The 23,739-nt window shown below is 60.5% G+C and carries 23 protein-coding genes and 2 pseudogenes; 17 read left to right on the forward strand and 8 right to left on the reverse strand.

What is annotated here, in order from left to right; translation table 11 throughout:
- The first annotated feature begins 88 nt into the window (after positions 1–88).
- From HGO38_RS23605 to HGO38_RS23630, 6 genes are all read left to right on the forward strand, one after another.
- Positions 89–1,042: a sugar phosphate isomerase/epimerase family protein gene (locus HGO38_RS23605; RefSeq protein WP_250958266.1), complete on the forward strand. Its 954-nt coding sequence runs from the start codon at positions 89–91 to the stop codon at positions 1,040–1,042.
- Positions 1,043–1,096: 54 nt separating this feature from the next.
- Positions 1,097–2,326: an ABC transporter substrate-binding protein gene (locus tag HGO38_RS23610; protein WP_250958267.1), complete on the forward strand. Its 1,230-nt coding sequence runs from the start codon at positions 1,097–1,099 to the stop codon at positions 2,324–2,326.
- Between the two features lie 72 nt (positions 2,327–2,398).
- A complete protein-coding gene (locus HGO38_RS23615; protein WP_250958268.1) occupies positions 2,399–3,289 on the forward strand; it encodes a carbohydrate ABC transporter permease in 891 nt (296 codons plus the stop codon).
- Complete coding sequence (locus HGO38_RS23620; protein WP_250958269.1) at positions 3,286–4,164, forward strand: carbohydrate ABC transporter permease; 879 nt, start codon at positions 3,286–3,288, stop codon at positions 4,162–4,164. Before HGO38_RS23615 ends, HGO38_RS23620 begins: the two co-directional genes overlap by 4 nt.
- A 5-nt stretch (positions 4,165–4,169) precedes the next feature.
- Positions 4,170–5,249: an ABC transporter ATP-binding protein gene (locus tag HGO38_RS23625; protein ID WP_250958270.1), complete on the forward strand. Its 1,080-nt coding sequence runs from the start codon at positions 4,170–4,172 to the stop codon at positions 5,247–5,249.
- 72 nt (positions 5,250–5,321) lie between these two features.
- The gene (locus HGO38_RS23630) at positions 5,322–7,028 is read left to right on the forward strand and encodes a GMC oxidoreductase (protein ID WP_250958271.1); all 1,707 of its coding nucleotides are present in this window, start codon (positions 5,322–5,324) and stop codon (positions 7,026–7,028) included.
- A 79-nt stretch (positions 7,029–7,107) separates the two neighbouring features.
- Here the strand turns inward: HGO38_RS23630 and HGO38_RS23635 are convergent.
- The 3 genes and pseudogenes from HGO38_RS23635 to HGO38_RS23645 form a co-directional block, all read right to left on the reverse strand.
- A pseudogene (locus HGO38_RS23635) lies at positions 7,108–7,677 on the reverse strand (alpha/beta hydrolase); the annotation flags it as partial.
- A 154-nt stretch (positions 7,678–7,831) separates the two neighbouring features.
- Positions 7,832–8,917 (reverse strand): annotated as a pseudogene (locus HGO38_RS23640) (alpha/beta hydrolase).
- Positions 8,918–9,038: 121 nt separating this feature from the next.
- Positions 9,039–9,932, reverse strand: a complete 894-nt coding sequence (locus HGO38_RS23645) for a LysR family transcriptional regulator (RefSeq protein WP_250958272.1) — start codon at positions 9,930–9,932, stop codon at positions 9,039–9,041.
- A 132-nt stretch (positions 9,933–10,064) separates the two neighbouring features.
- On the opposite strand from HGO38_RS23645, the gene HGO38_RS23650 reads away from it, so the two are divergent.
- From HGO38_RS23650 to HGO38_RS23695, 10 genes are read left to right on the forward strand one after another with little or no spacing between them, the layout of a single operon-like run.
- Positions 10,065–11,483, forward strand: coding sequence for an MFS transporter (locus HGO38_RS23650; RefSeq protein WP_250958273.1), 1,419 nt, complete (start codon positions 10,065–10,067; stop codon positions 11,481–11,483).
- 32 nt (positions 11,484–11,515) lie between these two features.
- Positions 11,516–12,502: an aldo/keto reductase gene (locus HGO38_RS23655; RefSeq protein WP_250958274.1), complete on the forward strand. Its 987-nt coding sequence runs from the start codon at positions 11,516–11,518 to the stop codon at positions 12,500–12,502.
- A 47-nt stretch (positions 12,503–12,549) separates the two neighbouring features.
- Complete coding sequence (locus HGO38_RS23660) at positions 12,550–13,215, forward strand: aldo/keto reductase (protein ID WP_250958275.1); 666 nt, start codon at positions 12,550–12,552, stop codon at positions 13,213–13,215.
- The gene (locus tag HGO38_RS23665; protein ID WP_250958276.1) at positions 13,155–13,406 is read left to right on the forward strand and encodes an aldo/keto reductase; all 252 of its coding nucleotides are present in this window, start codon (positions 13,155–13,157) and stop codon (positions 13,404–13,406) included. Before HGO38_RS23660 ends, HGO38_RS23665 begins: the two co-directional genes overlap by 61 nt.
- Positions 13,407–13,410: 4 nt before the next feature.
- The gene (locus HGO38_RS23670; protein ID WP_250958277.1) at positions 13,411–13,773 is read left to right on the forward strand and encodes an FAD:protein FMN transferase; all 363 of its coding nucleotides are present in this window, start codon (positions 13,411–13,413) and stop codon (positions 13,771–13,773) included.
- Positions 13,773–14,294: an FAD:protein FMN transferase gene (locus HGO38_RS23675; RefSeq protein ID WP_250958278.1), complete on the forward strand. Its 522-nt coding sequence runs from the start codon at positions 13,773–13,775 to the stop codon at positions 14,292–14,294. The genes HGO38_RS23670 and HGO38_RS23675 overlap by 1 nt, the downstream gene beginning before the upstream one ends.
- Positions 14,295–14,308: 14 nt before the next feature.
- On the forward strand, positions 14,309–14,692 hold the full coding sequence (locus HGO38_RS23680; RefSeq protein WP_250958279.1) for a hypothetical protein: 384 nt from the start codon (positions 14,309–14,311) through the stop codon (positions 14,690–14,692).
- Between the two features lie 39 nt (positions 14,693–14,731).
- Positions 14,732–15,520, forward strand: a complete 789-nt coding sequence (locus HGO38_RS23685; RefSeq protein ID WP_250958280.1) for an alpha/beta hydrolase — start codon at positions 14,732–14,734, stop codon at positions 15,518–15,520.
- A complete protein-coding gene (locus tag HGO38_RS23690; protein ID WP_250958281.1) occupies positions 15,483–15,728 on the forward strand; it encodes a prolyl oligopeptidase family serine peptidase in 246 nt (81 codons plus the stop codon). Before HGO38_RS23685 ends, HGO38_RS23690 begins: the two co-directional genes overlap by 38 nt.
- Positions 15,729–15,775: 47 nt before the next feature.
- Positions 15,776–16,930 (forward strand): aldo/keto reductase, encoded by a 1,155-nt coding sequence (locus tag HGO38_RS23695; RefSeq protein ID WP_250958282.1) that lies wholly within the window; start codon positions 15,776–15,778, stop codon positions 16,928–16,930.
- Positions 16,931–17,221: 291 nt separating this feature from the next.
- On the opposite strand, the gene HGO38_RS23700 is transcribed toward HGO38_RS23695, so the two are convergent.
- From HGO38_RS23700 to HGO38_RS23715, 4 genes are all read right to left on the reverse strand, one after another.
- Positions 17,222–18,727 carry a tripartite tricarboxylate transporter permease gene (locus HGO38_RS23700; protein ID WP_250958322.1) on the reverse strand — a complete coding sequence of 502 codons (1,506 nt, stop codon included), beginning with the start codon at positions 18,725–18,727 and terminating at the stop codon, positions 17,222–17,224.
- A 13-nt stretch (positions 18,728–18,740) separates the two neighbouring features.
- On the reverse strand, positions 18,741–19,208 hold the full coding sequence (locus HGO38_RS23705) for a tripartite tricarboxylate transporter TctB family protein (RefSeq protein WP_250958283.1): 468 nt from the start codon (positions 19,206–19,208) through the stop codon (positions 18,741–18,743).
- Between the two features lie 39 nt (positions 19,209–19,247).
- Complete coding sequence (locus HGO38_RS23710) at positions 19,248–20,324, reverse strand: tartrate dehydrogenase (protein ID WP_250958284.1); 1,077 nt, start codon at positions 20,322–20,324, stop codon at positions 19,248–19,250.
- 113 nt (positions 20,325–20,437) lie between these two features.
- Positions 20,438–21,406: a tripartite tricarboxylate transporter substrate binding protein BugD gene (locus HGO38_RS23715; RefSeq protein WP_250958285.1), complete on the reverse strand. Its 969-nt coding sequence runs from the start codon at positions 21,404–21,406 to the stop codon at positions 20,438–20,440.
- A gap of 148 nt (positions 21,407–21,554) precedes the next feature.
- Here HGO38_RS23715 and HGO38_RS23720 point away from each other — a divergent pair, with 148 nt between their 5' ends.
- Positions 21,555–22,298 carry a GntR family transcriptional regulator gene (locus HGO38_RS23720; RefSeq protein WP_250958286.1) on the forward strand — a complete coding sequence of 248 codons (744 nt, stop codon included), beginning with the start codon at positions 21,555–21,557 and terminating at the stop codon, positions 22,296–22,298.
- On the opposite strand, the gene pyk is transcribed toward HGO38_RS23720, so the two are convergent.
- Entirely contained in the window at positions 22,284–23,732 is a 1,449-nt protein-coding gene (gene pyk / locus HGO38_RS23725) for a pyruvate kinase (protein ID WP_250958287.1), read from the reverse strand. The two genes, HGO38_RS23720 and pyk, sit on opposite strands and share 15 nt — an antisense overlap.
- Positions 23,733–23,739: the final 7 nt, after the last annotated feature.

Genomic DNA, 23,739 nt, shown 5'->3' on the forward strand with positions numbered 1-23,739 from the left:
AATTCAAGCCATTGAAATATATACATATTCTAATTGTGGGAATTTGTTTCCGTGCAGACTGACAATGAGAGTGAGACGGGATTGACAAATGGCTTCTCCTGAAAATCTTCAATTTGGCGTCGACCTTGTGACCTTTTCTCACCCAGGTTTCTGGGGCGTGGACAGTGACGACGCGATCACGGATTATGCGAAATCCAATCCGCGGGCGTTCTGGGACAAGATACTCGACAGCGTCCAGGCATCGGGCGTGACCGGCGTCGAATTGACCTTCTCGCCATTCAACTGGCAAGACGCGATCGAGACCTACGGATCGGTCCAAGCCTTCGCTGCCGAGCTTGCGGCCCGCGGCCTTCGGCTGGCCTCCGGCTTTTTTGCCGAGCTCGAAGCATCCGGAGATTTCACCCTGGCCTCAGCACAGGCGGCCATCATCGACAAGGCCGAACGCTATGCGGACTTCATCAAGGCCTGCGGCGGCGACATCATGGTCATCGGCGCGCCGATGCGCAAAACGCCCGGTGAACAGCCCATCCGCTTCCACGATTTCGACCGGGCAAAGACCATAGCCGATTTTCTCAATCGCCTCGGCGCGACCCTCCACACGAAAGGCGTGAAGCTCGCGCTCCACACCGAAGCGCACTCGATCTTTGCCGCCGCCCGGGACGTCGATCTGATGATGATGCTGACGGACCCGGCCTATGTCCACATGTGCCCGGACACGGCCCACATCATTCTCGAGGGCTCGGACCCGATCCAGCTCGTCGATCGCCATCACGAGCGGATGGTCATCGCGCACTGGAAGGATGCGATCGGCAGGATGCCGGCCGACACTCCGATCGGCGCGGACATTCACGAGCGCCACCGTGCGTATTTCTGCCGCTTCGGTCTCGGCCGCGTCGATTGGCAGGCCTGGATCCGCCTGCTGCGCGATCGCCAGTTCTCCGGCTGGGCCATTCTGGAACTCGACGCGGCACCCGACCCCGTCGCCGACATAGCCGACGGCCTGACGCTGGTGCGCCAGGCGCTGACGCCGATCTATCGTTAATCATCCATGCAACCAAATGGCCCCGAAAAGAGGGTCTATTCAAGAGGTGGAACCATGAAGAAAACAATGATCCTGCTTGCCGGCACCGTGTTGCTCGGCTCGATTGGCCTCGCGCAGGCAGCCGAAAAGTTGAAAGCGGAGGTCTTCACGTCCTGGACATCGGGCGGGGAAGGTCGGGCGCTAGAGGCCATCAAGAAAGAGTTCGAAAAGCGCGGTGGCGTCTGGGAAAGCTCGACCATCGCCGGCTTTGAAAATGCCAATGCCGCGTTCCAGAACCGGCTCGTCGCGGGCGACCCGCCGACCGCAAAACAGGTGGTCGTCGGCAAGGACCCGGCCGAGTTCATCGAGCAGGGTCTGATGAACCCGATCGACGACGTTGGCGCGGCCGGAAAATGGAAAGACGTTCTTCCCAAGGCGCTTTACGATTACATGACCTATGACGGCAAAGTCTATCTGACCCCGACCGGCATTCATGGCGAGAGCTGGATGTTCTATTCCAAGGACGTCTTCAGCAAGGCAGGCATTGCCGAAGAGCCGAAGGACTGGGATGCCTTCTTTGCCGACATGGACAAGCTGAAAGCCGCGGGGCTGATCCCGATCGCCTGGGGTGGCCAGGCCTGGCAGGAGGCCAAGGTCTTCAACATGATCCTGCTTTCCCAGGTGGGCATGGATGGCTTCATGAAGATCTATGCCGACCAGGACAAGACGGTTCTCGCCTCCGATGGGATCAAGAAGACGCTCGAGATTTTCGGCAAAATGCGCGGCTATGTCGATGAGGGAGCGCCCGGCCGCAACTGGAACGACGCAACCGCCATGGTGATCACAGGCAAGGCTGGCGTGCAGTTCATGGGCGATTGGGCCAAAGGCGAATTCACGGCGGCGGGCAAGGTGGCCGGCAAGGACTTTGGCTGCGCGATCTCGCCGGCCTCGCCTGGCCTGATCTATATCGCCGACGCCTTCGGCTATCTCAAGACGAATGATCCGAACCAGGACGCCGCACAAAAGCTGCTGGCCGAAGTGGTGATGGGCCCGGCCGTCCAGGTCGAATTCTCGCTGAACAAGGGATCGATTCCGACGCGGACCGATATCGACAAGTCGAAGTTCGACATCTGCACACAAAAGGGCATGACCTACCTCTCCGAAGGCAAGATCGTTCCCGAGCAGGCGATCACCATCACGCCGCAGCAGGTCGGCACGCTGACCGACTTCATCGATGAGTTCTGGGCCAATCCGTCGGCCGATATCGATGCATCCGCAGCGCAGTTCGCCGCCGCATTCGAATAATCCCGAATGGCCGATCCGCGCGTGTCCTTGCCACGCGCGGATGGACGCAAGTCACTTCGAAAAGGCGACCTGATGAAACGGAAGCACACCCGCTCCAAGGCGGCGCGCATTGCACTCGTCCCGACATGGGCCGCGGTGATTGTCGTCTATATCGGAACCATGGTCTGGTCGGTGACGCTGTCTTTCACCAATTCCCGGCTGTTCCCGTCCTCGACCTTTGTCGGGTTCGAGCAATATTCAAAGCTGCTCCACTCCGCGAAGTGGCTGATCTCCTTCGAGAACCTGATTATCTTCGGGGTGCTCTACGTCGTCGGCTGTCTCGCTCTCGGCTTCCTGCTTGCCGCGGCGCTTGATCGCAAGGTCCGCTTCGAAAGCGCCTTTCGGACGATTTTTCTCTACCCCTATGCCATGTCCTTCGTGGTCACCGGCCTGATCTGGCAATGGATGATGAACCCGACGCTCGGAATTCAGGCGAGTGTGCGTGCGTTCGGATGGCAGAGCTTCACCTTCGACTGGATCATCAATCGCGACCTGGCGATCTATGCCGTGGTGATCGCCGCCCTCTGGCAGGGCGCGGGCCTGGTGATGATCCTGGTGCTCGCGGGCATGCGCGGCATCGATGGCGAGCAATGGCGCGCGGCGCGGATCGATGGCATTCCCGTCTGGCGCATCTACGTCTCGATCATCCTGCCGCAGCTGACGCCGGCTTTCGCGGCCGCCGGCACCTTGCTCTCCATGGGCGTGATCAAGACCTACGACATCGTCGTTGCGCTCACCAATGGCGGCCCCGGATCGGCGACCGAAGTGCCGGCAAAATTTATCATGGACAATCTTTTCCAAAGACAGAATCTCGGCCTGGCGACGGCGGCCGCAACTGTGCTGTTGCTGACGGTGCTGATCATCGTCGCGCCAATCCGCTACGCCCAGCATATCCGCGCTCGCCGTCTGGCAGGTGCGCTATGACCCATCCCCGCGGCCCGCGGCCGACCAAAATCACCGCAGCGCGCATCGGCCTCTATGCGTTCCTTCTGTCGGCGGCCCTGTTTTTCGCCGTCCCGCTCTATGTGATGGTCGTCACGTCGCTGAAGACCATGGACGAGATCAGGCTTGGACAGATCTTCGCGCTGCCGCTCCACATCGACTTCACCGCATGGAAGACCGCCTGGGCAGGCGCCTGCGCCGGAAGTGATTGTGGCGGGGTTCGCATGGGCTTCTGGAATTCGGTTAAGATCACCGTCCCAGCCGTTGCCATCTCCGTCTTCATTGGCGCCATCAACGGCTATGCCCTGTCGTTCTGGCGCCCCGCGGCTGGTCGACTGATGTTCGGATTGCTCATGGCCGGCGCGCTGGTGCCCTATCAGATCTTTCTCTATCCGCTGGTCCGCGCCATGGCGATCATGGGCTTTTATAACACGCTTGGCGGCATCGTTCTCGTCCACGTCCTGTTCGGCCTGCCACTTGTGACGCTTCTCTTCCGCAACTACTTCGTGACGATCCCCGAGGAACTGTTCAAGGCGGCGCGTGTCGATGGCGCCGGTTTCTGGCGAATATTCATCGAGATCATGCTGCCCATGGCGCTGCCGATGATCGTCGTCGCCTCGATGTTCCAGTTTACCGGCATCTGGAACGATTTCCTGCTCGGCGTGGTATTCGCAGGGCGCGACAACCTCCCGATGACGGTTCAGCTCAACAACATCGTCAACACGACGATGGGTGAGCGCAACTACAACGTCAACATGGCGGCCACTATCCTCACCGCCCTCATCCCACTCGCCATCTATTTCCTGTCCGGACGCTGGTTTGTCCGCGGGATCGCGGCCGGCGCCGTCAAAGGGTAAGTCGAATGCAATCTGCCGTTTCCATCAAGGATCTGAAGATCACCTATGGCGATCATACGGTGATCGAAAAGCTGTCGCTCGATATCGCGCCCAAGGAATTCCTGGTGCTCCTCGGCCCGTCAGGCTGTGGCAAGTCGACCTTGCTGAACGCCATTGCCGGGCTGGCTGACATCACAGATGGCGAGATATGGATCTCGGGTGAGAACATGACCTGGGAGGAGCCGAAGGATCGCGGCATCGGCATGGTGTTCCAGTCCTATGCGCTCTACCCCCGCATGACGGTGCGCAGGAACCTGTCCTTCGGATTGCGCGTCGCCGGCCTGCCGAGAGCCGAGATCGACAGCCGTGTCGGGCGTGCCGCATCCCTGCTCCACCTCGACAATTTGCTGGACCGTCGTCCCGCCGAACTGTCCGGGGGGCAGCGCCAACGTGTCGCAATCGGCCGCGCGCTTGTGCGCGAGGTCGATGTCTTCCTGTTCGACGAGCCGCTGTCGAACCTCGACGCCAAGCTGCGCAACGAGTTGCGCGTCGAGATCAAAAAGCTGCACCAGCAGCTCGGCAACACGATGATCTACGTGACCCACGATCAGATCGAAGCGCTGACGCTGGCCGATCGCATCGCCATCATGAGGGACGGCGTCATCCAGCAACTGGATACGCCGGCGGAAATCTACCATTGCCCGGCAAACCTCTTCGTCGCCGGCTTTATCGGCGCACCATCGATGAACTTCTTCGAAGGCAAAATCGAGAAGGGCGACGGCGCGCTGCTGTTCAGAGCAGCGGATCTCGTGGTCGACCTTTCAGCCTATGCCTTCAAAAGCGAGCCGCAGCCCGGGCCCGCGACCTTCGGGATTCGCCCCGAGCATCTCGCCATCGCGCCGAAGCCAGATTGGCCGCGCATCACCCCCACCGTTTCGGTGATCGAGCCCATGGGTTCGGAAACCATTGCCTGGCTCAACTGGGAAATGACGAACCTTTCACTGAGGGTCATGGGCGATCTCGATCTGCTGCCGAACAATCCGGTCACCGTCGGTCTTTATGTATCAAAGGCATCGCTGTTTGGCGCCGACGGCGATCGCCTTTGACACACACTCTCACTGCGGCCGGAATCGGCGCCGCGAACCGATATATGGATGAAGTCAGGATACGGAAATTATATGTCTGAGAAAGTGTATGACGCGCTGGTGATCGGCTCGGGCGCGGCAGGCTCATTTGCCGCCAAGGAATTGACTGCCAACGGCCTTACCGTCCTACTGCTCGAGGCCGGAGCGGAAATTGGCAAAAAGGACTTCGATCCGTCCCGCAAGAAGCCGCCCACCAGCGCGATCAATATATGGGAGCGCGCACGCGCGACGCTGAAGGGACAGCCGATCCAGGCCCGGGCCGCATTCTTCAGCGAGCGTTTTAGCCGCTTCTTCGTCAACGATCGCAAGAACCCCTATACCACGCCGCGCAGCGCGCCGTACCTCTGGATCAGGGGCCGTCAGGCCGGCGGTCGCCTGCACAGCTTCGGACGCGTGCTGATGCGCTGGAGCGATGACGATTTCAAGATCCAGAGCCGCACCGGAAGAGGCGCCGATTGGCCTGTTTCCTACGACGAGCTGGCGCCCTTCTATGCCGAGGCCGAGAGCTACCTCAATCTCTATGGCAACGAGGACCACGTCTCGTCGCTGCCCGATGGAGTCTATTCGCATCCGGCGAAGCTGACGCCCGCCGAACAGCTGTTCAAGAAGACCGTCGAGACCGGATCGCCCGAGCGGCATGTCGTCTCCTGGCGTTATATCGCGCCGGATGCGGAGCGGGTGCCACGCCCGCTTCGCGAGGCGCTGGCAAGCGGCAAGCTGACGATCACCTACGATGCCGTCGTGCGCCGTATCCTCACCGATAACAACACCGGGCACGCCACCGGCGCGGAATTCGTCGACCGCATCTCGGGAGCGATCAGGACCGTCAGCGCTGCAAACGTCGTGCTGTGCGCGTCACCGATCGAGAGCGTGCGGCTGTTGCTCAACTCCGCATCGCCCGCTCATCCGAACGGGCTGGCCAACAGCTCGGGCACGCTTGGCCGTTACTTCATGGACCAGCTGCCCTGCCTCGCATTCGGCAGGTTCGCGCCGGCGCCCGGCTGGTCGCACGACGATTCAGCGCCACAGGATCCATTCTACAACCCATCGGGCGGCATCTTCATCCCCCGCTTCGACAATGTGGAGGGAAAAGCGCCGCGAGGCGACTTTGCCTTCCAGGGCAGCGTCGGACGCGCGCCCGTCGCCGATACGGCACCATCGAGCCTCGCATTCTTCGGTTTTGGCCTCATGCTCCCCTACGCGGACAACCGCATCACGCTTGATCCGCATAAGAAAGACGCCTGGGGCATATCGGTGCCGCACATCCGATGCGTCATGGACGAGGCGGAACAAGAACTGCTCAAGAAGCAGGAGGAGACGCTGATTGACATGGTGAGGACCGCCGGCGGTGAACTGGAATTCATCGGCTCGCCGCGCGGCTTCACGGAAATGGGACGCGGCGCCTTTCCCGAGGCGGATGCCTTCAGCCGGTTTCTGTTCCGCAAGTGGTTTCGCAAGACCATGTGCATGGGCGCGGCGATCCACGAAAGCGGCGGGGCGCGCATGGGTGCGTCGAAGGATACATCCGTCCTCGACAGCTGGAACCGGACCTGGGACGTGCCGAACCTGCTGGTGACCGACGCCAGCGCATTCCCCGGCGGCGGGATCTCCGGCACCACATTGACGGTCATGGCGCTGACACTGCGTGCGTGCCGCAACCTGGCGCAAAAATATTGTCATACGGCGCACAAGCCGCCGGCGAGCGCTTTGACAGCCAGGCATTCCGCACCTCCGGCCTAACCTTATGTTTCGGCCAGTAAGTGCGATCTCTCGACAAAACTTTGAAAATCCTCTCGAAAACGCCGCTTTCACACCACCGGCGCTGCTGGATCGTGTCCATCTGGCTATCCTGGAAGCCGTTGCGGCGCACGCGCCCGGAGTTGAACATGCTGAGCGTCGCCACGGCCTTGAAGCGCTTGTCCGTCTTGGCGGCCGACAGCGAGTACCCACCGCCGCCGCAAATGCCGAACAGGCCAAGACGGGCTGTATCGACACCGGGGAAGCCGCTTATAAAATCAGCCATGCCGTGGATATCTTCGACACGGTACTGCGGTTTGTCGATGCTGCGCGGCTCGCCGCCGCTTCCGCCCTGATAGGCGGCGTCGGCGGTGATGGTGATGAAGCCCTGCTCCGCGAGGCGTTGGGCATAGAGACCCGTCGTCTGCTCTTTCACGCCGCCATTCGGGTGCGCCAGCACGAGGGCTGGATACGTCTTCGACGGATCGTATCCGGCCGGGGTATAGACATTGGCGACGATATCGAGACCGTTCAGCTTATATTTCACTAGATAGATGTTCACTTTGCCCGGCTCGTTCGCGGTGATCGCACCGTCATAGACGAGCGTGAACGGATTCTGCTTGTAGTCGGCGGCGACGGTTCTGGTCGTCATTGCTGACACGCCAAGCAGTGCACCGGAGACGACGAGCGCGGAGGCTCCGAGGAACTCGCGGCGTCTTGTGTTGATGATCTCGTTAGCCATTGTCTGGCTCCTTTTAAGTTCGGGGAAAGCGCGCAGCGGCTATTGCTCAAAGCGCGGCCATTGATCAGTCGAGCTTCTTGTCGGTGAGGAATTTGGATACGACGTCCGCGATCTCGACATTGTTCAGGTCCGACATCAGGAAGTGGGTGCCACCCTTGATGCCGATCTCCGGCAGGTGAACGAGCGTCGCGTCGCCGCCATGCTTGTTGACGGTGTCGACCCAGAGCTTCGCCATGGCGAGACGAACCCGCCAGTTGTCCTGGCCACGCTCTACCGTCGGTTCAACGGGGAAATTGTCGCCGTAGTAGATGACGATCGGCAGCTTGGTCAGTTTCTCGAAATTGGCGACGGGAACCGCTTCACCCTTGAGCGTGCCGGCAGCGCTCGCCATGTCGGCTGGCACTTCGCCTTCCGGAAAGATGAAGCCGCTACCGGGCTCAAACGCCACGATGCCCTTGACGTTCGGGTTCTTGATCGCCGTCAGCCAGCCGGGTCCACCTGCTTGCGAATGGGTGAACAGGATGCCCGGTCCAGTCTTCTCGAACAGGGCCGACATCGCGTCCGAGATCACGTTTGTATCGAAGGGCCCAGTGTTCGGTGTCACTGAGCGGAAGAACTGGTCAAGGGCTGCTGGGCTACGATCGACCTGGACGTTCTCGAAGTAGTCGGGCCATTTCCCGAGGCGGAACTGGTCGAAGAACAGCTGATCATAGGGCGTCGGCTCGATCGTCGTCGCCACCGTGCTCTTGCCAGCTCAACCACGACGCGGCTGGTCAACGATGTAGGTGGAGAAACCCTTGCGCAGGAAAATGGTCTGGAAACCTTCACGGCCATCCGGTGTGGTCTCCCAACTACGGCCGGACTGATATGCTCCGTGCAGCATGATGATCGGCAGAGGCTTGGGGTCCTGCGGAACCTGGTAGAAGACGTACGCGTGGTCGCCGTGAAGCGACTGTCCCTCAGGAGTCGGGGCATTGTTGTTGTAGGTGCCAGCGGTCTGCGAGACGGTACCGCCCACCGCAAAGCTGCCCTGATCCTGGATAACGAGCGGTTCAGGCTTGGAAGAGGATTGGGCAAACGCCACGCTGGTGAGCGCGAGGGCGCTTGAGAAAGCGAGGACGGATAGGGTTTTAGCGAGTGTGCGGGGCATATCGATCTCACAATCATTAAGTTGCGAGCAGGGTACGCGGGCATCACTCAGATGATTAGCTGCCCATTTCCGATTGAAGCCATTAGCCTTTCTTATTAATCACAAACGGTTGATTAGCGGGTTATCCGCGATAGCGGAGGGCTTCGACGACCAAGGCAAACGCAGGGGAGGTGTGCCTGCGGTTCGGGTAGTAGAGATGATATCCTGGGAATGGCGCGCACCAGTCTTCCAGCACCCGCACTACCTCGCCACTGGCAATCAACTCCGCGACCTGATCCTCAGGCATGTAGGCCAGGCCAAGTCCTCTTCTCACAGCGTCGAGGCGCATCGCGATGTTGTTGAACACCAGTTGCCCTTCCACCCTCACCTTGAGCTCGTGTCCGTCCTTCTCGAACTCCCACGAGAGGATGTTGCCGTGAGTGGGCATCCTGATCTGAATACAGTTGTGTCCCGTCAGGTCCTGTGGGACTTCGGGCCACGGGTTCTGCCGGAAATAGGAGGGTGCGCCCACGACAGCCATGCGCATTTCCGGGCCGATCCGAATAGCGATCATGTCCTTGGCCAGTTGCTCGCCAAGCCGCACACCTGCGTCATAGCGCTCGGCGACGATGTCCGTAAGACCGTAGTCGACAGTGATCTCGACGTTGACATCAGGATTGTCTGGCAGGATCTTTTCGAGCGCGGGTGCGAGGACCGAAATTGCCGCATGCTCGCCGGAAGTAATACGAACGGTTCCGGCAGGCGTGTCACGCATTTCGGCGAGCGCTGCCAATTCCGTCTGGATTTCCTCAAACCTCGGACCCGCTATTCTGAGCAAGCGTTCGCCCGCTGCTGTGGGAGACACGCGGCGTGTCGTTCTCGTCAGCAGCCGAAGCCCCAGTCTCTCTTCAAGCCCGCGAACGGTCTGACTGAGTGCCGACTGCGACACGCCCAGTTTGACCGCCGCTTTCGTGAAGCTTTCTTCGCGCGCCACCATCACGAAGGCGACCAGATCGTTGAAGTTCTCCTGCGGCATTCATTAGACATCCTTATAGCTTCATCCCGATTACTGCCCCTAATCCAAAGGGTCGGCAAGCGATATCTCTGTCTTATCGAAACAGGCACCGCCGTGGAGGACGGCGGGCTCTACCCTGAACGGAACACGGAAATGCCAATCGGCCCTGATGAAAAACCCTCCGCGAACAAGACGGCCATTCGCGCGATCATCCTGATCAGCTACGTGATGATCGTCCTCGACATCTCCATCGTGCTGACGGGGCTGCCAAGGATTCATGTCGAACTGGGCTTCAGCGATGCGGGCCTCGCCTGGGTCTCCACCGGCTACACGCTGACCTTCGGTGGCTGCCTGCTGCTCGGTGCGCGTGCGGGCGACATCTTCGGGCGACGCCGCATGTTCCTCATCGGGCTAACGATCTTTTCGCTTGCGTCACTCGTGATCGGCGTGTCGCAGACACCGGGGGTCATGATTGCCGCAAGAGCCCTGCAGGGTCTCGGTTCTGCTATCCTCGCTCCTTCGACGCTCGCTCTCCTGCAGACCAATTTCGAGCCGGGTCCAGAGCGCACGCGTGCCGTGTCCTACTATGCTGCTGCGGCAGGGGTATCGGCCGCGTTCGGCCTGGTGGTCGGCGGTCTTCTTGCCGACTGGCTGTCCTGGCGCGTCGGCTTCTTCATCAACCTGCCCATCGGCATTGCGATGATGATCGCCGCGAAACGCTACGTTGGTGAAACGGAGAGAACCCCCGGTACCTTCGATATCGCGGGTGCGATCATATCGACGCTAGGGATCGTGGCGCTCGTCTACGGTGTCATCCGATCCGCGTCGACCGGATGGGCCGACTTGGAAACCCAGGCTTGCGTCGGTTTTGGCATTGCCATGCTGATCCTGTTTGCGTTCGTCGAATTGCGTGCGAGCCAACCGATCATGCCGCTATCGCTGTTCGCTGACCGGGAACGGTCAGCCGCATACGGGGCCCGCGCCCTGTTCCTTGGTGCGAATGTCGGATTTTACTTCTTTGTCGCCCAGTTCCTTCAGAGCGTCGTCGGTCTGAGCTCCTCGGAAGCGGGCATCGCCTTTCTTCCAACGACGGTGGTCAACTTCATCGTCGCCATGTCGGCACCACGTCTGATCGGACGATACGGCGCTGGCAAAGTCCTGGTTACCAGCGTCGTGACGGGCCTGATCGGCATGATCTGGCTCAGCTTCGCCATGCAGCAGGCATCGATTGCCGCACTCGTCATTCCGATGATGCTGATCGGTGCTGGCCAAGGTGGCGCACTCGGACCGCTGACGGCCTGCGGGATCGTGCGGGTGCCGTCGGAGCGTGCAGGAGCAGCCTCGGGTGTCGTCAACGTTGCCCATCAGCTTGGCAGTTCGCTCGGTCTCGGCGTTCTCGTCGCCGTCGCGGCAATTGGCTCGCAAGGCCTGCAGGGGACGGAGCTTCTGGCCAGACGTGCGAGCGTGGCGATGGAAACCGGATCGGTCCTCGTCGCAATAACCCTGATCCTCGCTGTCCTGTTTATGGCGCGTCCCCGTGCCCGCCTGGAAAAGGCATCGACCACGGCGTGACCAACCCGAAATACATTCGAAAGGACTGACACATGGAAAAGCGCAGACTTGGAAAACACCTCGAAGTTTCGGCTCTCGGCCTTGGCTGCATGGGACTGAGCCATGGTTACGGTGCGGCGACCGACACCGAGGATGCGGTTGCCCTGATCCGGGCCGCCCACGACCGTGGTGTTACCTTCTTCGACACCGCGCAGGTCTATGGGCCCTTCGTCAACGAGGATGTGGTCGGCGAGGCACTCGAACCGATCCGCGACAAGGTCGTGATCGCCACCAAATTCGGCTTCGAGCTTCCGAGTGCCGATGGCGGCCAGCACTTGAACAGCCGTCCGGACTATGTCCGCCAATCGGTCGAGGCCTCTTTGAAGCGGCTGCGCACCGACGTGATCGATCTCCTCTACCAGAATCGCGTCGATCCGAACGTGCCTATTGAGGATGTGGCGGGAACCGTCAAGGACCTCATCGCCGAAGGCAAGGTCAAACACTTCGGCCTCTCCGAGGCCGGTGCGCAGACGATCCGCAAGGCACATGCGATCCAGCCCGTCGCCGCGCTGCAGAGCGAATATTCCCTGTTCTGGCGCGAGCCGGAGAAGGAAATCATTCCGACGCTTGAGGAGCTGAGCATCGGCTTCGTGCCGTTCAGCCCGCTCGGCAAGGGTTTTCTGACGGGCAAGATCGATGAGAGCGCAACGTTCGGCCCCGGTGACTTCCGCAGCGTCGTTCCCCGGTTCCAGGCGGAAAACCTGAAGGCAAACCACGCACTCGTTACCGCGCTGACGCAGATCGCGGAATCGAAGGGTGTGACACCCGCTCAGATCGCGCTTGCATGGCTGCTAGCGCAGAAGCCCTGGATCGTGCCGATCCCCGGCACCACCAAACTTCATCGCCTCGAAGAGAACCTCGGTGCGGCGGGTGTTGAACTCTCACCGGAAGACGCCACGGAAATCGCCATGGCACTCGCGAAGATCGACATCGTCGGCGACCGATATCCCGCTCACCTTCAGGCCCGTGTGGGCAAATGACATCAGCGGTGAGCCTCGCGCTCGCGCCTCCATGAAAGGAAATCGACATGACCAGCACAGTTCCAACAGTGACGCTCAACAATGGGGTCGAGATGCCGATCCTCGGCTTCGGTGTCTTCCAGGTACCCGACCCCGCCGAGTGCGAGCGTAGCGTCCGCGACGCGATCGATGTCGGCTATCGCCTGCTCGATACCGCCACCTCCTATGGCAACGAAGAGGCCGTCGGCAACGCCATTCGCAATCACGGCATTCAACGAAGTGAACTCTTCGTCACGACCAAACTCTGGATCGAAGACGTGACCTATGAAGGAGCGAAGGCCGCCTTCGAACGAACCTTGAACAAGCTGCAGCTCGACTATCTCGACCTCTGGCTCATCCACCAGCCCTATAATGACGTCTATGGCGCCTGGCGTGCGATGGAGGAACTCTACAAGGCAGGTCGCATTCGCGCGATCGGTATCAGCAACTTCTATCCCGACCGACTGCTGGACTTCGTGCTTCACAACGAGGTGGTGCCGGCGGTCAATCAGATCGAAATCCACCCGTTCCATCAGCAGGAGGATGCTCGGACGCTGCTCGAGGAGTACAATGTCCAGCCCGAAGATGGGGGCCGTTCGCGGAGGGCAAGAACGGCCTGTTCACGAACGAGCTCTTGCAGTCGATCGGCAGGAAACACGGCAAAAGCGTTGCCCAGGTCGTGCTGCGCTGGCTGATCCAGCGCAACATCGTCGCCATCCCGAAGTCGGTGCGCAAGGAACGGATGGCCGAGAACTTTTCGGTGTTCGACTTCGAGCTTGATCAGGAAGACGTCGCAGCGATCGCCTCTCTTGACCAGAAGTCCAGCAGCTTCTTCGACCATCGCGATCCGACCATGGTCAAGTGGCTCGGCACGCGAAAGCTCTAAGCTGATGGCAGTCGGTGACGGTGTGGCGACCTCCTCCTTTCAGTTCGATGCCATCGGCACGTCCTGGCAGATCGACACGCCTGCGCCGCTTCCAGCCGAGACCAGAGCGGAGGTCGTTGATCTGGTGGAGCGTTTCGACAGCATCTATTCGCGGTCCCGGCATGATTCCATTGTGACGCGGATCGCCAATGCTGCCGATGGCGGAAGGTTCAGCTTTCCGTCGGACGCAGCCCTGATCTTCGACCTCTGTGACCGCCTCCATGTCGCGACGGACGGGGCGGTCGATCCGCTCGTCGGCCGCGATCTGGAGCTTCTCGGCTATGACCGCGACTATACGCTGGAGCTGACGACGGGGCCATCACGTTGATGGCGGCCCAACGTCCGGTCTGGCATCGAGACGTGCAGCGCGAGGTCAATTCGATCACGACGCAAAGGCCGCTGGTCATCGATATCGGAGCCGTCGGCAAAGGCAGACTGATCGATCTGATCTCCGACCTGCTTGCGGCTGACGGTTTGAAAGACTTCGTCGTCGATGGCGGCGGCGATATCCTCCATCGCGGAGATGCCGCACTCGATGTCGGCCTCGAACATCCGCTTGATCCGGACATGGTGATTGGGGTCGCAAACCTGATCAACCGCTCCCTCTGCGCGTCCGCATCCAATCGGAGAGCGTGGGGTGACGGTCTCCATCACGTCATCGACGGCCGCACCGGGCGACCGACGAGTGAGGTCATTGCCACCTGGGCGATCGCGGCAGACACGGCGACCGCGCTCTTCTTCGGCTCCTCCGCGCGACTGATGGCAACCTTCGACTTCTCTTATCTGCGCATGTTCGCCGACGGGCGCGTCGAAGTCTCGGACAATTTCGATGGCGAAGTCTTCACCTGAGACAGGAAAACACGATGCAAAACCAGACAAGAAACCTTCTTTTGGCCAGTGCCCTGACATTCACGTTTGCCGGTGCTGCGGAAGCACAAAGCGCAAGGTCCGCCAGATTTGTGGATGGCGTCTACACAGCGACTGGAGAGTACGGCGGGCAGCCATCGCACATCACGGTCAAGGCGGCGCTCAAGGACGGTATTGTTACTGCCGTGAGCGTAACCACGCATGCCTATGTCCCCCGATCCCTTGAGCTGCAGCGCGCATTTGCAGCCGCCGTACCGAAGGTCGTCGTCGGCAAGCGTATCGATCAGGTCAGGGTCGGCAAGCTTGCAGGCCCCAGCAGCACCCCGAAGGGCTTCAACGATGCCATCCGACAGACCAGGGCGCAGGCCGCACGTGGCTGATCGACCTGAAAACCGACGTTTGGTGAAAGGAGCGCACCGTTGAACAGCCTCAGGACCGTCCTTCTCGCTTCGTTGCCATTCCTGTTCGATCCCGTCGCAGGGAGAACGGAATCCACCATGCCGCAGTCAGAGCAAGCCCAGAGCACTGAGCGCCGGCTCCTATCCGCGACGAGCACGGTCGGAGACATCCTGCGTCATCCGGCATTCTCCGGATACGCCGGTCGCATCCTGCCTTGGGACGATCGTCCCTATGACGAGTCGATGAAGTTGAGCGAAATCGGCGGGCTTCTTCCGTATCACAGTGCCGTCGACACCGGGACGGTGCTTGGCGGACTGAACCGGATGATCGAGGATGTCGCAGCGGGCCACCAGGTGTTTTACGACATCTATACCGAGGCCGATAAACGTGCAGACCCGAGCAAAGAGGACACGGGTCTGTTCTACTTCCGCGGCCGACCTGGCGCGCCCTTCGCGATCGTCTCCCCCGGCGGCGGGTTCGCCTATGTCGGTTCCGTCCACGAGGGGTTTCCCTATGCGGTTGGGATCAACCGACAGGGCTATAACGTCTTCGTCCTGAAATACCGTGTTGGCCAGGGCGGCAGGGTCGCAACACAGGACCTTGCGGCGGCCATTTCCTATGTCTTCCGGAACAGCGAAACGCTTGATGTCGCGACGAAAAGGTATTCCGTCTGGGGAAGCTCAGCGGGCGCGCGCATGGCAGCATTTATCGGATCAGCACGGGGTCGCCGCGTTCGGAGGGGATGTCTTGCCCAAGCCTGCGGCGGTTGTCATGGCCTATACCGCGCATTCCGACCATTCCGACAGTGAACCGCCGACCTTTGCGGTCGTGGGATCGGACGACCGGATCGCTCCGCCCGCTTCCATGGAAAGTCGGATCGCCGACCTGAAGCGCCTCGGTGCCACCGTCGAATACAAAGAATTCCCGTCAGTCGGCCATGGTTTCGGCACGGGAGCAGGCACCAGCGCCGAAGGCTGGATCACCGACGCCACCCTGTTCTGGGAACGGTCACAATGACCGCCGGCACCTTCAACACATCCACCATCAACACAAGGAAAGCGGATATGACAACGAAACACGGACCTGAACTGAACCGGCGTGGCTTGTTGCTGGCGGCCGGGGGACTGGCCGCTGCGGCAACCGTCGATGTGGCAAACGCGCAGACAGCCACGCAGGCGACCGCTCCTGTGACGGCTTCCACATCCTCGATCGGACGGCGCAAACTCGGAACGCTGGAGGTCTCCAGTGTCGGCCTCGGCGTCCAGAACATGAGCCGCACCTACCAGCAGACGATCCCGACGCGCCCCGAGATGCACAACATCATCCGCGCCGCCTTCGACAACGGCCTGACCTTTTACGATGCTGCGGAAGCCTATGGTCCGCATGAGGTCGAGCGCATCCTTGGCGAAGGCGTCGAACCGTTCCGCGACCAGATCGTCATCGCCACCAAGTTCGGCTGGAACATCGATCTCGAGACGGGTGAACGTAAGCCGGGGCTGAACAGCCGCCCGGAGCACATCAAGGCTGTAGTGGAGGGTATGCTCAAGCGCCTGCGCACCGACCGGATCGATCTGCTCTATCAGCACCGCGTTGATCCTCAGATTCCGATCGAAGATGTTGCGGGCTCGGTCAAGGACCTGATGGATCAGGGCAAGGTCCTTCATTGGGGCCTATCCGAAATGGGGCTGAACACACTTCGCCGCGCACATGCGGCCGTTCCCCTCACAGCCGTCCAAAGCGAATACTCGATGCTGTGGCGTGGACCCGAAACCGGGGCAATTCCGGTCTGCGAAGAACTCGGCATTGGCTTTGTGCCGTGGAGCCCGCTCGGTGTTGCGTTCCTCAATGGCGCGATCGACGCAAAGACCCGCTTCGCTCCAGGCGATATCCGAGGCATCGAGGGTCGCTTCGCACCGGATAACCTTCCGAATAACCTAGCGCTTGTGGAACTGTTGAAGACCTGGGCCGACCGCAAACAGGCTCGTCTTGGTCAGATCGCCCTTGCTTGGCTGCTGGCCCAGAAGCCCTTCATCGTGCCGATCCCAGGCACCACCCAAATGGCTCACATGATCGAGAATATCGGTGCAGCGTCCCTCCGGCTCGATAGTTCTGAACTCGCCGAACTCAATGCGGCCGTTTCGGCGATCAAGATCAAGGGTGCCAGGCTGCCAGATGCGGTTCAGGTGTTTTCGGATGTGGAAGCGCCCATGAAGTCGTAGCTGCCTGCCCGTACCGCTCGCGGCTAGTCGCCGCGAGCGGTACTTTCATAAGGGTATTTCGCCTTGATGGAATCGGAACCCGTGATGCCATCAAGGCGATAGAGGGTCCGATTGCAGACATCGTACAATGGCGTCAGTTGGCTGCTCCGTGGCTCTCTTCATAAACCAGCGCGGTTTTGGATGCCGCATAGCTGGCCGACCAACTCTAGAAGCAAGCATCAGAACAGCCGCAAACAGACGCTGAGAAATTCCGGATCTGTTTGCACGGGCTATTCTGACGCCTTGTTGCTTTCAGTCATCCTCCACAAACACCTGGTCCCGCTTTGAACGTATCGAGGGCAAAAGAGCGAGGACGACACAGAGCAGACCCACACCCAGCAGCGAGGCAGCGATCGGGTTTGTGACGAATACCGTCGCGTCACCACGAGAGATGATCATCGCCCTCCGTAGATGCTCCTCAAGCAAAGGCCCCAGCACAAAGCCCAGCAAAAGCGGAGCGGGTTCGCAGCCGACCCTGATCAGGACGTAGCCGAGTATGCCGGAGACGATGATCGCATAGACGTCAAAGGGATTGTTGTTGATAGAATAGCACCCGATGGAGGCAAAAATGACGATGGCTGGAAACAGCATTCGGTAGGGTATGCTCAGCATCTTCACCCAAAGGCCAATCAGCGGCAGGTTGAGGATCACCAGCAACAGGTTGCCGATCCACATCGATGCGATGATGCCCCAGAACAGCGCCGGCTGGCTGGTAATGACGTCCGGCCCCGGCGTGATCCCCTGTAGGATGAAGGCGCCGACGATGAGGGCCATGACCGGATGCGCCGGGATCCCGAGGGTAAGCAACGGAATGAAGGACGTTTGTGCCGCTGCGTTGTTGGCGCTTTCGGGGCCAGCTACACCCTCGATAGCCCCGTGACCAAACTCTGACGGATTTTTCGACAGGTTCTTCTCGACCGAGTAACTTGCAAAGGACGCCAGTACATGACCGCCGCCCGGCAATACGCCAAGAAGCGAGCCAAGTGCAGTTCCCCGAAAGACAGGACCTATAATCCGCCGGAAATCATCCTTCGTCAGCCAAAGGTTCGTGACGCGCTTCACGCCGACTTCGCGCGCGTGTTCATTTTGTAGGTTGCGGAAGATTTCAGAGACACCGAAGATGCCGACGGCGATCGAGACAAAATTGACTCCTTGCGACAATTCCAGCCGACCGAAGGTAAAGCGCTCCTCGCCCGTATAGATGTCCTGCCCCACCGTTCCGAGCAACAGGCCGATGACGATCATTCCCAGCGCCTTGAGCACGGAGCCATGGGCAAGCGAGATCGAAACCAGGAGGCCGAGGACGATCAGGGCGAAATATTCCGGCGCACCAAACTGGAGCGCGATCGAGGCAAGGGGTGGAGCAGCGATTGCGACCAGGAGAGTTGCCACGCAGCCTGCGAAGAACGATCCAAGCGCGGCCGTTGCCAGCGCTTGGCCAGCTCGTCCTTTTCGCGCCATCTGGTAGCCGTCGATCGCCGTCACGGCCGACGAACTCTCCCCCGGCAGGTTGATGAGGATTGCCGTCGTGGACCCGCCATATTGGGCACCGTAGTAGATGCCCGACAGCATGATCAGCGATGTGACTGGAGAGAAGGTAAAGGTGATTGGCAGAAGCATTGCGATCGTCGCAGTCGGTCCAATGCCTGGCAACACGCCAACGAGTGTGCCCAGCAGGACGCCGACGAAACACCAGACAATGTTTATCGGCGTCAGCGCGGTTTCGAAGCCGAGAGCAAGATGCGAGATCAGATCCATCATGGTAGGCACCTCATAGTCCGAAAACCGGCCCGAAAGTCGGAATGGCAACTGCCAGCCCGACCTTGAAGACCAGATAGCAAAGAGTGGCGATGACAGCGGCCATCATAGCCGCCGATACCAGTGAATTTCGGCGGGATGCGAGTGCCGTCATGAACGTGCAAAGCAGGACGACGGGTACGAGCCCAAGATCGCGCGCTCCGGCTGCAAAGATGGCAAGTGCGAGACAGATGAGGACGAGTCCGCGCCAGGGGACGGAACCATCGGTCGGCTCCGGCTCGCTGCGCAAGCCATCCAGGCCGATGACGGCACCGAGTGCACCCAATACGAAAGCAAGAACCACCGGGAAAAAGCCCGGCCCCATCTGTGTCGCGGTCCCGAATTCATACCGTAGACCCTGCACGGCGAAAGCGGCTGCGATGGCAACGAATATGCCACCGGCAATCAGATTTTTCCGGGTGTGCTTTTCAAGTGTAGCCATGGTCTCCTCCCCTTTGGCCTCCTCTGACGATGTTCCCGTTCAGATAATGTTCGACCCTGCGATGGCGTCGCAGACGGCGTCGGTGACCTGTTTCGTGTTTGCGGTACCCCCGACATCCGGCGTCAGGATGCCCGCTTCGGTGACCCGCTCGACGGCGCCCATCAGCCGGGCCGCGGCCTCGCGTTCGCCGAGATGCTCGAGCATCTGCGCCGCCGTCCAGAAGGTTGCGATCGGGTTGGCAATGCCCTTGCCGGTGATGTCGAAGGCAGACCCGTGGATCGGTTCGAACATGGACGGGAAACGGCGTTCCGGATCGATATTGGCGGTCGGCGCCACACCGAGCGAGCCGGCCAGCGCGCCGGCCAGATCCGACAGGATGTCGGCATGCAGATTGGTCGCCACGATCGTGTCGAGCGTCTCCGGCTTCAGCGTCATGCGGACTGTCATCGCATCGACCAGCATCTTGTCCCAAGTGACATCCGGGAATTCCGCCGATACTTCGGCCGCGATCTCATCCCACATCACCATGCCATGGCGCTGGGCGTTCGACTTGGTGACGACCGTCAGCAGCTTGCGCGGACGCGCCTGGGCCAGCTTGAAGGCGTAGCGCATGATGCGGGTGACGCCGACACGGGTGAAGATCGCCACTTCCGTGCCCACCTCTTCCGGCAGGCCGCGATGAGCGCGGCCGCCATGGCCGGAATATTCGCCTTCGGAGTTCTCACGCACGATCACCCAGTCGAGGTCGCCTGGGCCGCAATTGCGAAGCGGCGGCGTGATGCCCGGCAGGATCTTCGTCGGGCGCACATTGGCGTACTGGTCGAACCCTTGGCAGATCGGCAGGCGCAGCCCCCACAGCGTGATGTGGTCGGGCACATCAGGCGCGCCAACCGCACCGAAGAAGATCGCATCGAACTTCTTAAGCTTCTCCAGTCCGTCGGCCGGCATCATCACGCCATGCTTCTTGTAGTAGTCCGAACCCCAGTCGAAGGTCTCGGTATGGATCTTGAAATCCCCACTGCGCTGTTCCAGCGCTTCCAGAACCTGAAGTCCAGCCGCTATCACCTCGGGGCCAATCCCATCCGCGGGGATCGCTGCAATTTTGTATTCACGCATGGGTAGTTCGCTCCTGTTGAGTATACCGCGCTCAGCATCAAGCGCAGGCTGCATGGCTCGCTGCCATGGCGAGTTGGGTCGGCGGGCGTTTGAAGACGCCGACCCAACTGAGCTTATTTGCCGCTCTCGCTGATCAGTTTCGTCAGTCGCTCGACTTCAGACGCGAACTTCTGGTCAAGTGCTGCCGGTGTTGCCAGATCTTCGGAAACCGGTGCTGTTCCGAGGCTCGCAAATCGCTCAATTACGACCGGATCCTTCAGCGCGGCACGCAGCGCTTCTGCGAGCTTGTTGCGGACGGCCTCAGGCGTTTCCTTGGGAGCCCACAACGCATGCCAGGCTGAGAGTTCGAACCCTTGCAGACCGCTCTCCTCCACGGTTGGAAGATCCGGCAGCACATCGATCCGGGCCTTTGTCGTAACAGCATAAGGATGAACCTCGCCGGCCTTGATCTGGGTTGTGGTATTGGTGGTCTGATCGCAAGCGAGATCTATGCGGCCGCCGATGAGATCGGTCATCGCCGGGCCCATGCCCTTGTAGGGCACCAATGTTATCTTTGTGTCGAGCGCATCCTGCAACAACCTGCCGCAGAGATCGGAAACGGCACCCGTGCCAGCGGTGCCGAAGGTGACGGCGGGGCCGTTTGCCTTCACATAGGTAACGAGATCTGCGAAGGTCTTAGGCTCGAAGTCCTTTCTGCCGACGACGGTCATCGGAACCTCGGTAATCAGCCCGACGCTGGAAAAGTCTTCGCTCGGTACATAGGTCAGGTTGGGATAAAGTGCTGCGAAGGTTGCTACGCCGATATGATAGAGCAACAGTCGGTAGCCGTCGGGGTCCGCCTGCGCCACTGTCCCGGCACCAAGAGAGCCGCCGGCGCCACCCATGTTCTCGATCAGCACCTGCTGACCCAGCGTGGTTGACATCGACTGGGCCACCAGACGCGCGACGGTGTCACTTGGACCACCGGCTGCGGCAGGCACCACAATTGTGATGGGTCGGTCAGGATAGTTCTCCTGCGCCAGAACCAGATGGCTGGACATGGCAAACAGGACACCCGTGAGGGACAATAGTACCTTTTTCATCGCGCTTTCCTCCCTGAGATCGCGAAGGATGCCTCCACACCCTTTTCCATCCTACCTTGCATGCAAGCTTACATTTGTTGATGCGTGACCCTTTGTCAAGTGTTGTAAGAGCGGCTATAACGCGCGTTGAAACAACGTCAGGCAGCTCATGATCAAGACGATCGACATTCCCGGAGCCGCACCACGCGATCCGGTCACAGAACAGAATTCAGCAAACGCCGACAGCAACGGTTCGGGTCGGGTTTCTGCCGCCTATCTCGCCATCAAGGAGGCGATACGCTCCAACGCGTTTCCCCCCGGATACCAGGCTGCGGAAATTGAAATCGCCCGTCAGCTCGGCATGAGCCGAACCCCGGTGCACGAAGCCATGGCGCGACTGCAGGAAGACGGACTGGTCCGGATACTTCCCAAGAAGGGCATCATAATCTGCGCCCTGTCTCCCGCGGATATCGAGGAAATCTACGAAGTCATCACCGCGCTCGAGGGTGCAGCGGCGGCACGGCTCGCCCGGTTGCCGATGGAGGAACGCGCGCCCGTCTTCCAGCTTCTGAAGGCTGCCACAAAGCGGATGATTGAGGCATTGGCGGACAACGACCTTCCACGATGGGCTGTCGCCGACGAGGATTTTCATCAGACCCTCGTAACAGAGAGCGGAAACAGCCGCCTGATGCGAATGGCGGGGACTGTCGCCGATCAATTGCATCGCGCCCGCATGTTCACCCTCAACCTACGCCCCTTGCCGCTGCACTCGGCCGGTGAGCATGCGGAAATCATAGAGGCAATCGAGCAGAGTGATGCGGAGGCGGCAAGCCGCGCCGCACGGCTGCACCGCAAACACGCGCATGACGCACTGATCCCCCTTATTGCCAGGTACAATCTACGCAATCTCTAGGTTATCGGTTGCGGCGATCTGCACAACACGGAGATTGTTGGTGCTGCCCCGTTGCGCGAATGGGAATCCCGCCACGATAACAATGTGATCGGAGGGACTTGCCAGCTTTGCTTCCTGCACCGCCCGTTGCGCATGAAGCAGCGACGCCTCATAGGTGTGGACATCTTGTGATCGCACGCCGACCACTCCCCAGAACATGTTGAGCCGGCGCGCGACTTGTTCGGACGGAGTGAGAGCCAGAATTGGCAAGGCCAGCCTCGCGCGCGAAATCCTTGCCGCCGTTGTTCCGCTCGAAGTGTATGCAACCACAACCGGCGAGCCAAGGGCCACCGCGACATTGGCGGCCGCAGTGGCGACCGCATGCGGAGGGGACTGAACGACGTCGGGTTCTGTCGCTTCCAGGATTGGCCGATAGTGCTTGTGCTTCTCCGTCTTTTCTATGACCCGGCTCATCATTTCGACCGCCTCTACCGGATAGGCACCTGTCGCGGATTCCGCCGACAGCATGACGGCATCCGCCCCATCGTAGATGGCGCCGGCCACGTCGGAGGCCTCCGCCCGCGTCGGCGTGGGCGAACTCACCATAGAGTCAAGCATCTGCGTGGCAACAATCACAGGCTTGGCCGCGACCCGGCATGCACGGATGATGTCCTTCTGCTTGGCCGGGACATCCTCCGGCGGGATCTCGACACCGAGATCACCGCGCGCCACCATGACGCCGTCCGAAAGCCCTACAATATCCTCGATATCATCAAGAGCAGACGGCTTCTCGATCTTGGCGATAAGGCCAGCCCTATCTCCAACGAGGGATCGTGCTTCGATCATGTCGCGTGCCCGCTGAACGAAAGAGAGCGCGACCCAATCGACGCCCAGCTCAAGGCCGAATTCCAGATCTTCACGATCCTTCGCCGTGAGCGGGGAGATGTCGAGGACCGCTCCGGGCACGTTAACCCCCTTGCGGTTCAACAGGGTGCCGCCGTTGATAACCTCGCAGACGAGCCGCCCCTCCATCACCTCCCTGATCCGGACCCTTATCCTGCCATCATCGATCAGCAGATGCATGCCGGGCACGGCCACGTCGAAGATCTCCGGATGCGGGAGTGGAATGTCGTTCATTCCTTCGCCACCCTCCCGCCCAAGGACAAATCCGATCGTCGCCCCGCGCGCCAGATCAAGCCTGCCATGCGCCAGCACTCCGATCCTGATCTTCGGACCCTGAAGATCCTGCAGGACGGCGATGCCGGCATCCTGTTCCTTTTCAAGAGCCCGGATGCTCCGGTAGACCTCGGCATGATCCGCCCGGTCGCCATGACTGAAGTTCAGGCGGAACGTGTCGACACCGGCGCGGAACAGCGAGCGAAGCATGCCGGGCGAACTGGAAGCCGGGCCGACTGTCGCGATGATCTTCGACCTCCGATTGTTGCGGATGAACATGATGAAA

Source organism: Rhizobium sp. CG5, assembly GCF_023701945.1.
GTDB lineage: Bacteria > Pseudomonadota > Alphaproteobacteria > Rhizobiales > Rhizobiaceae > Allorhizobium.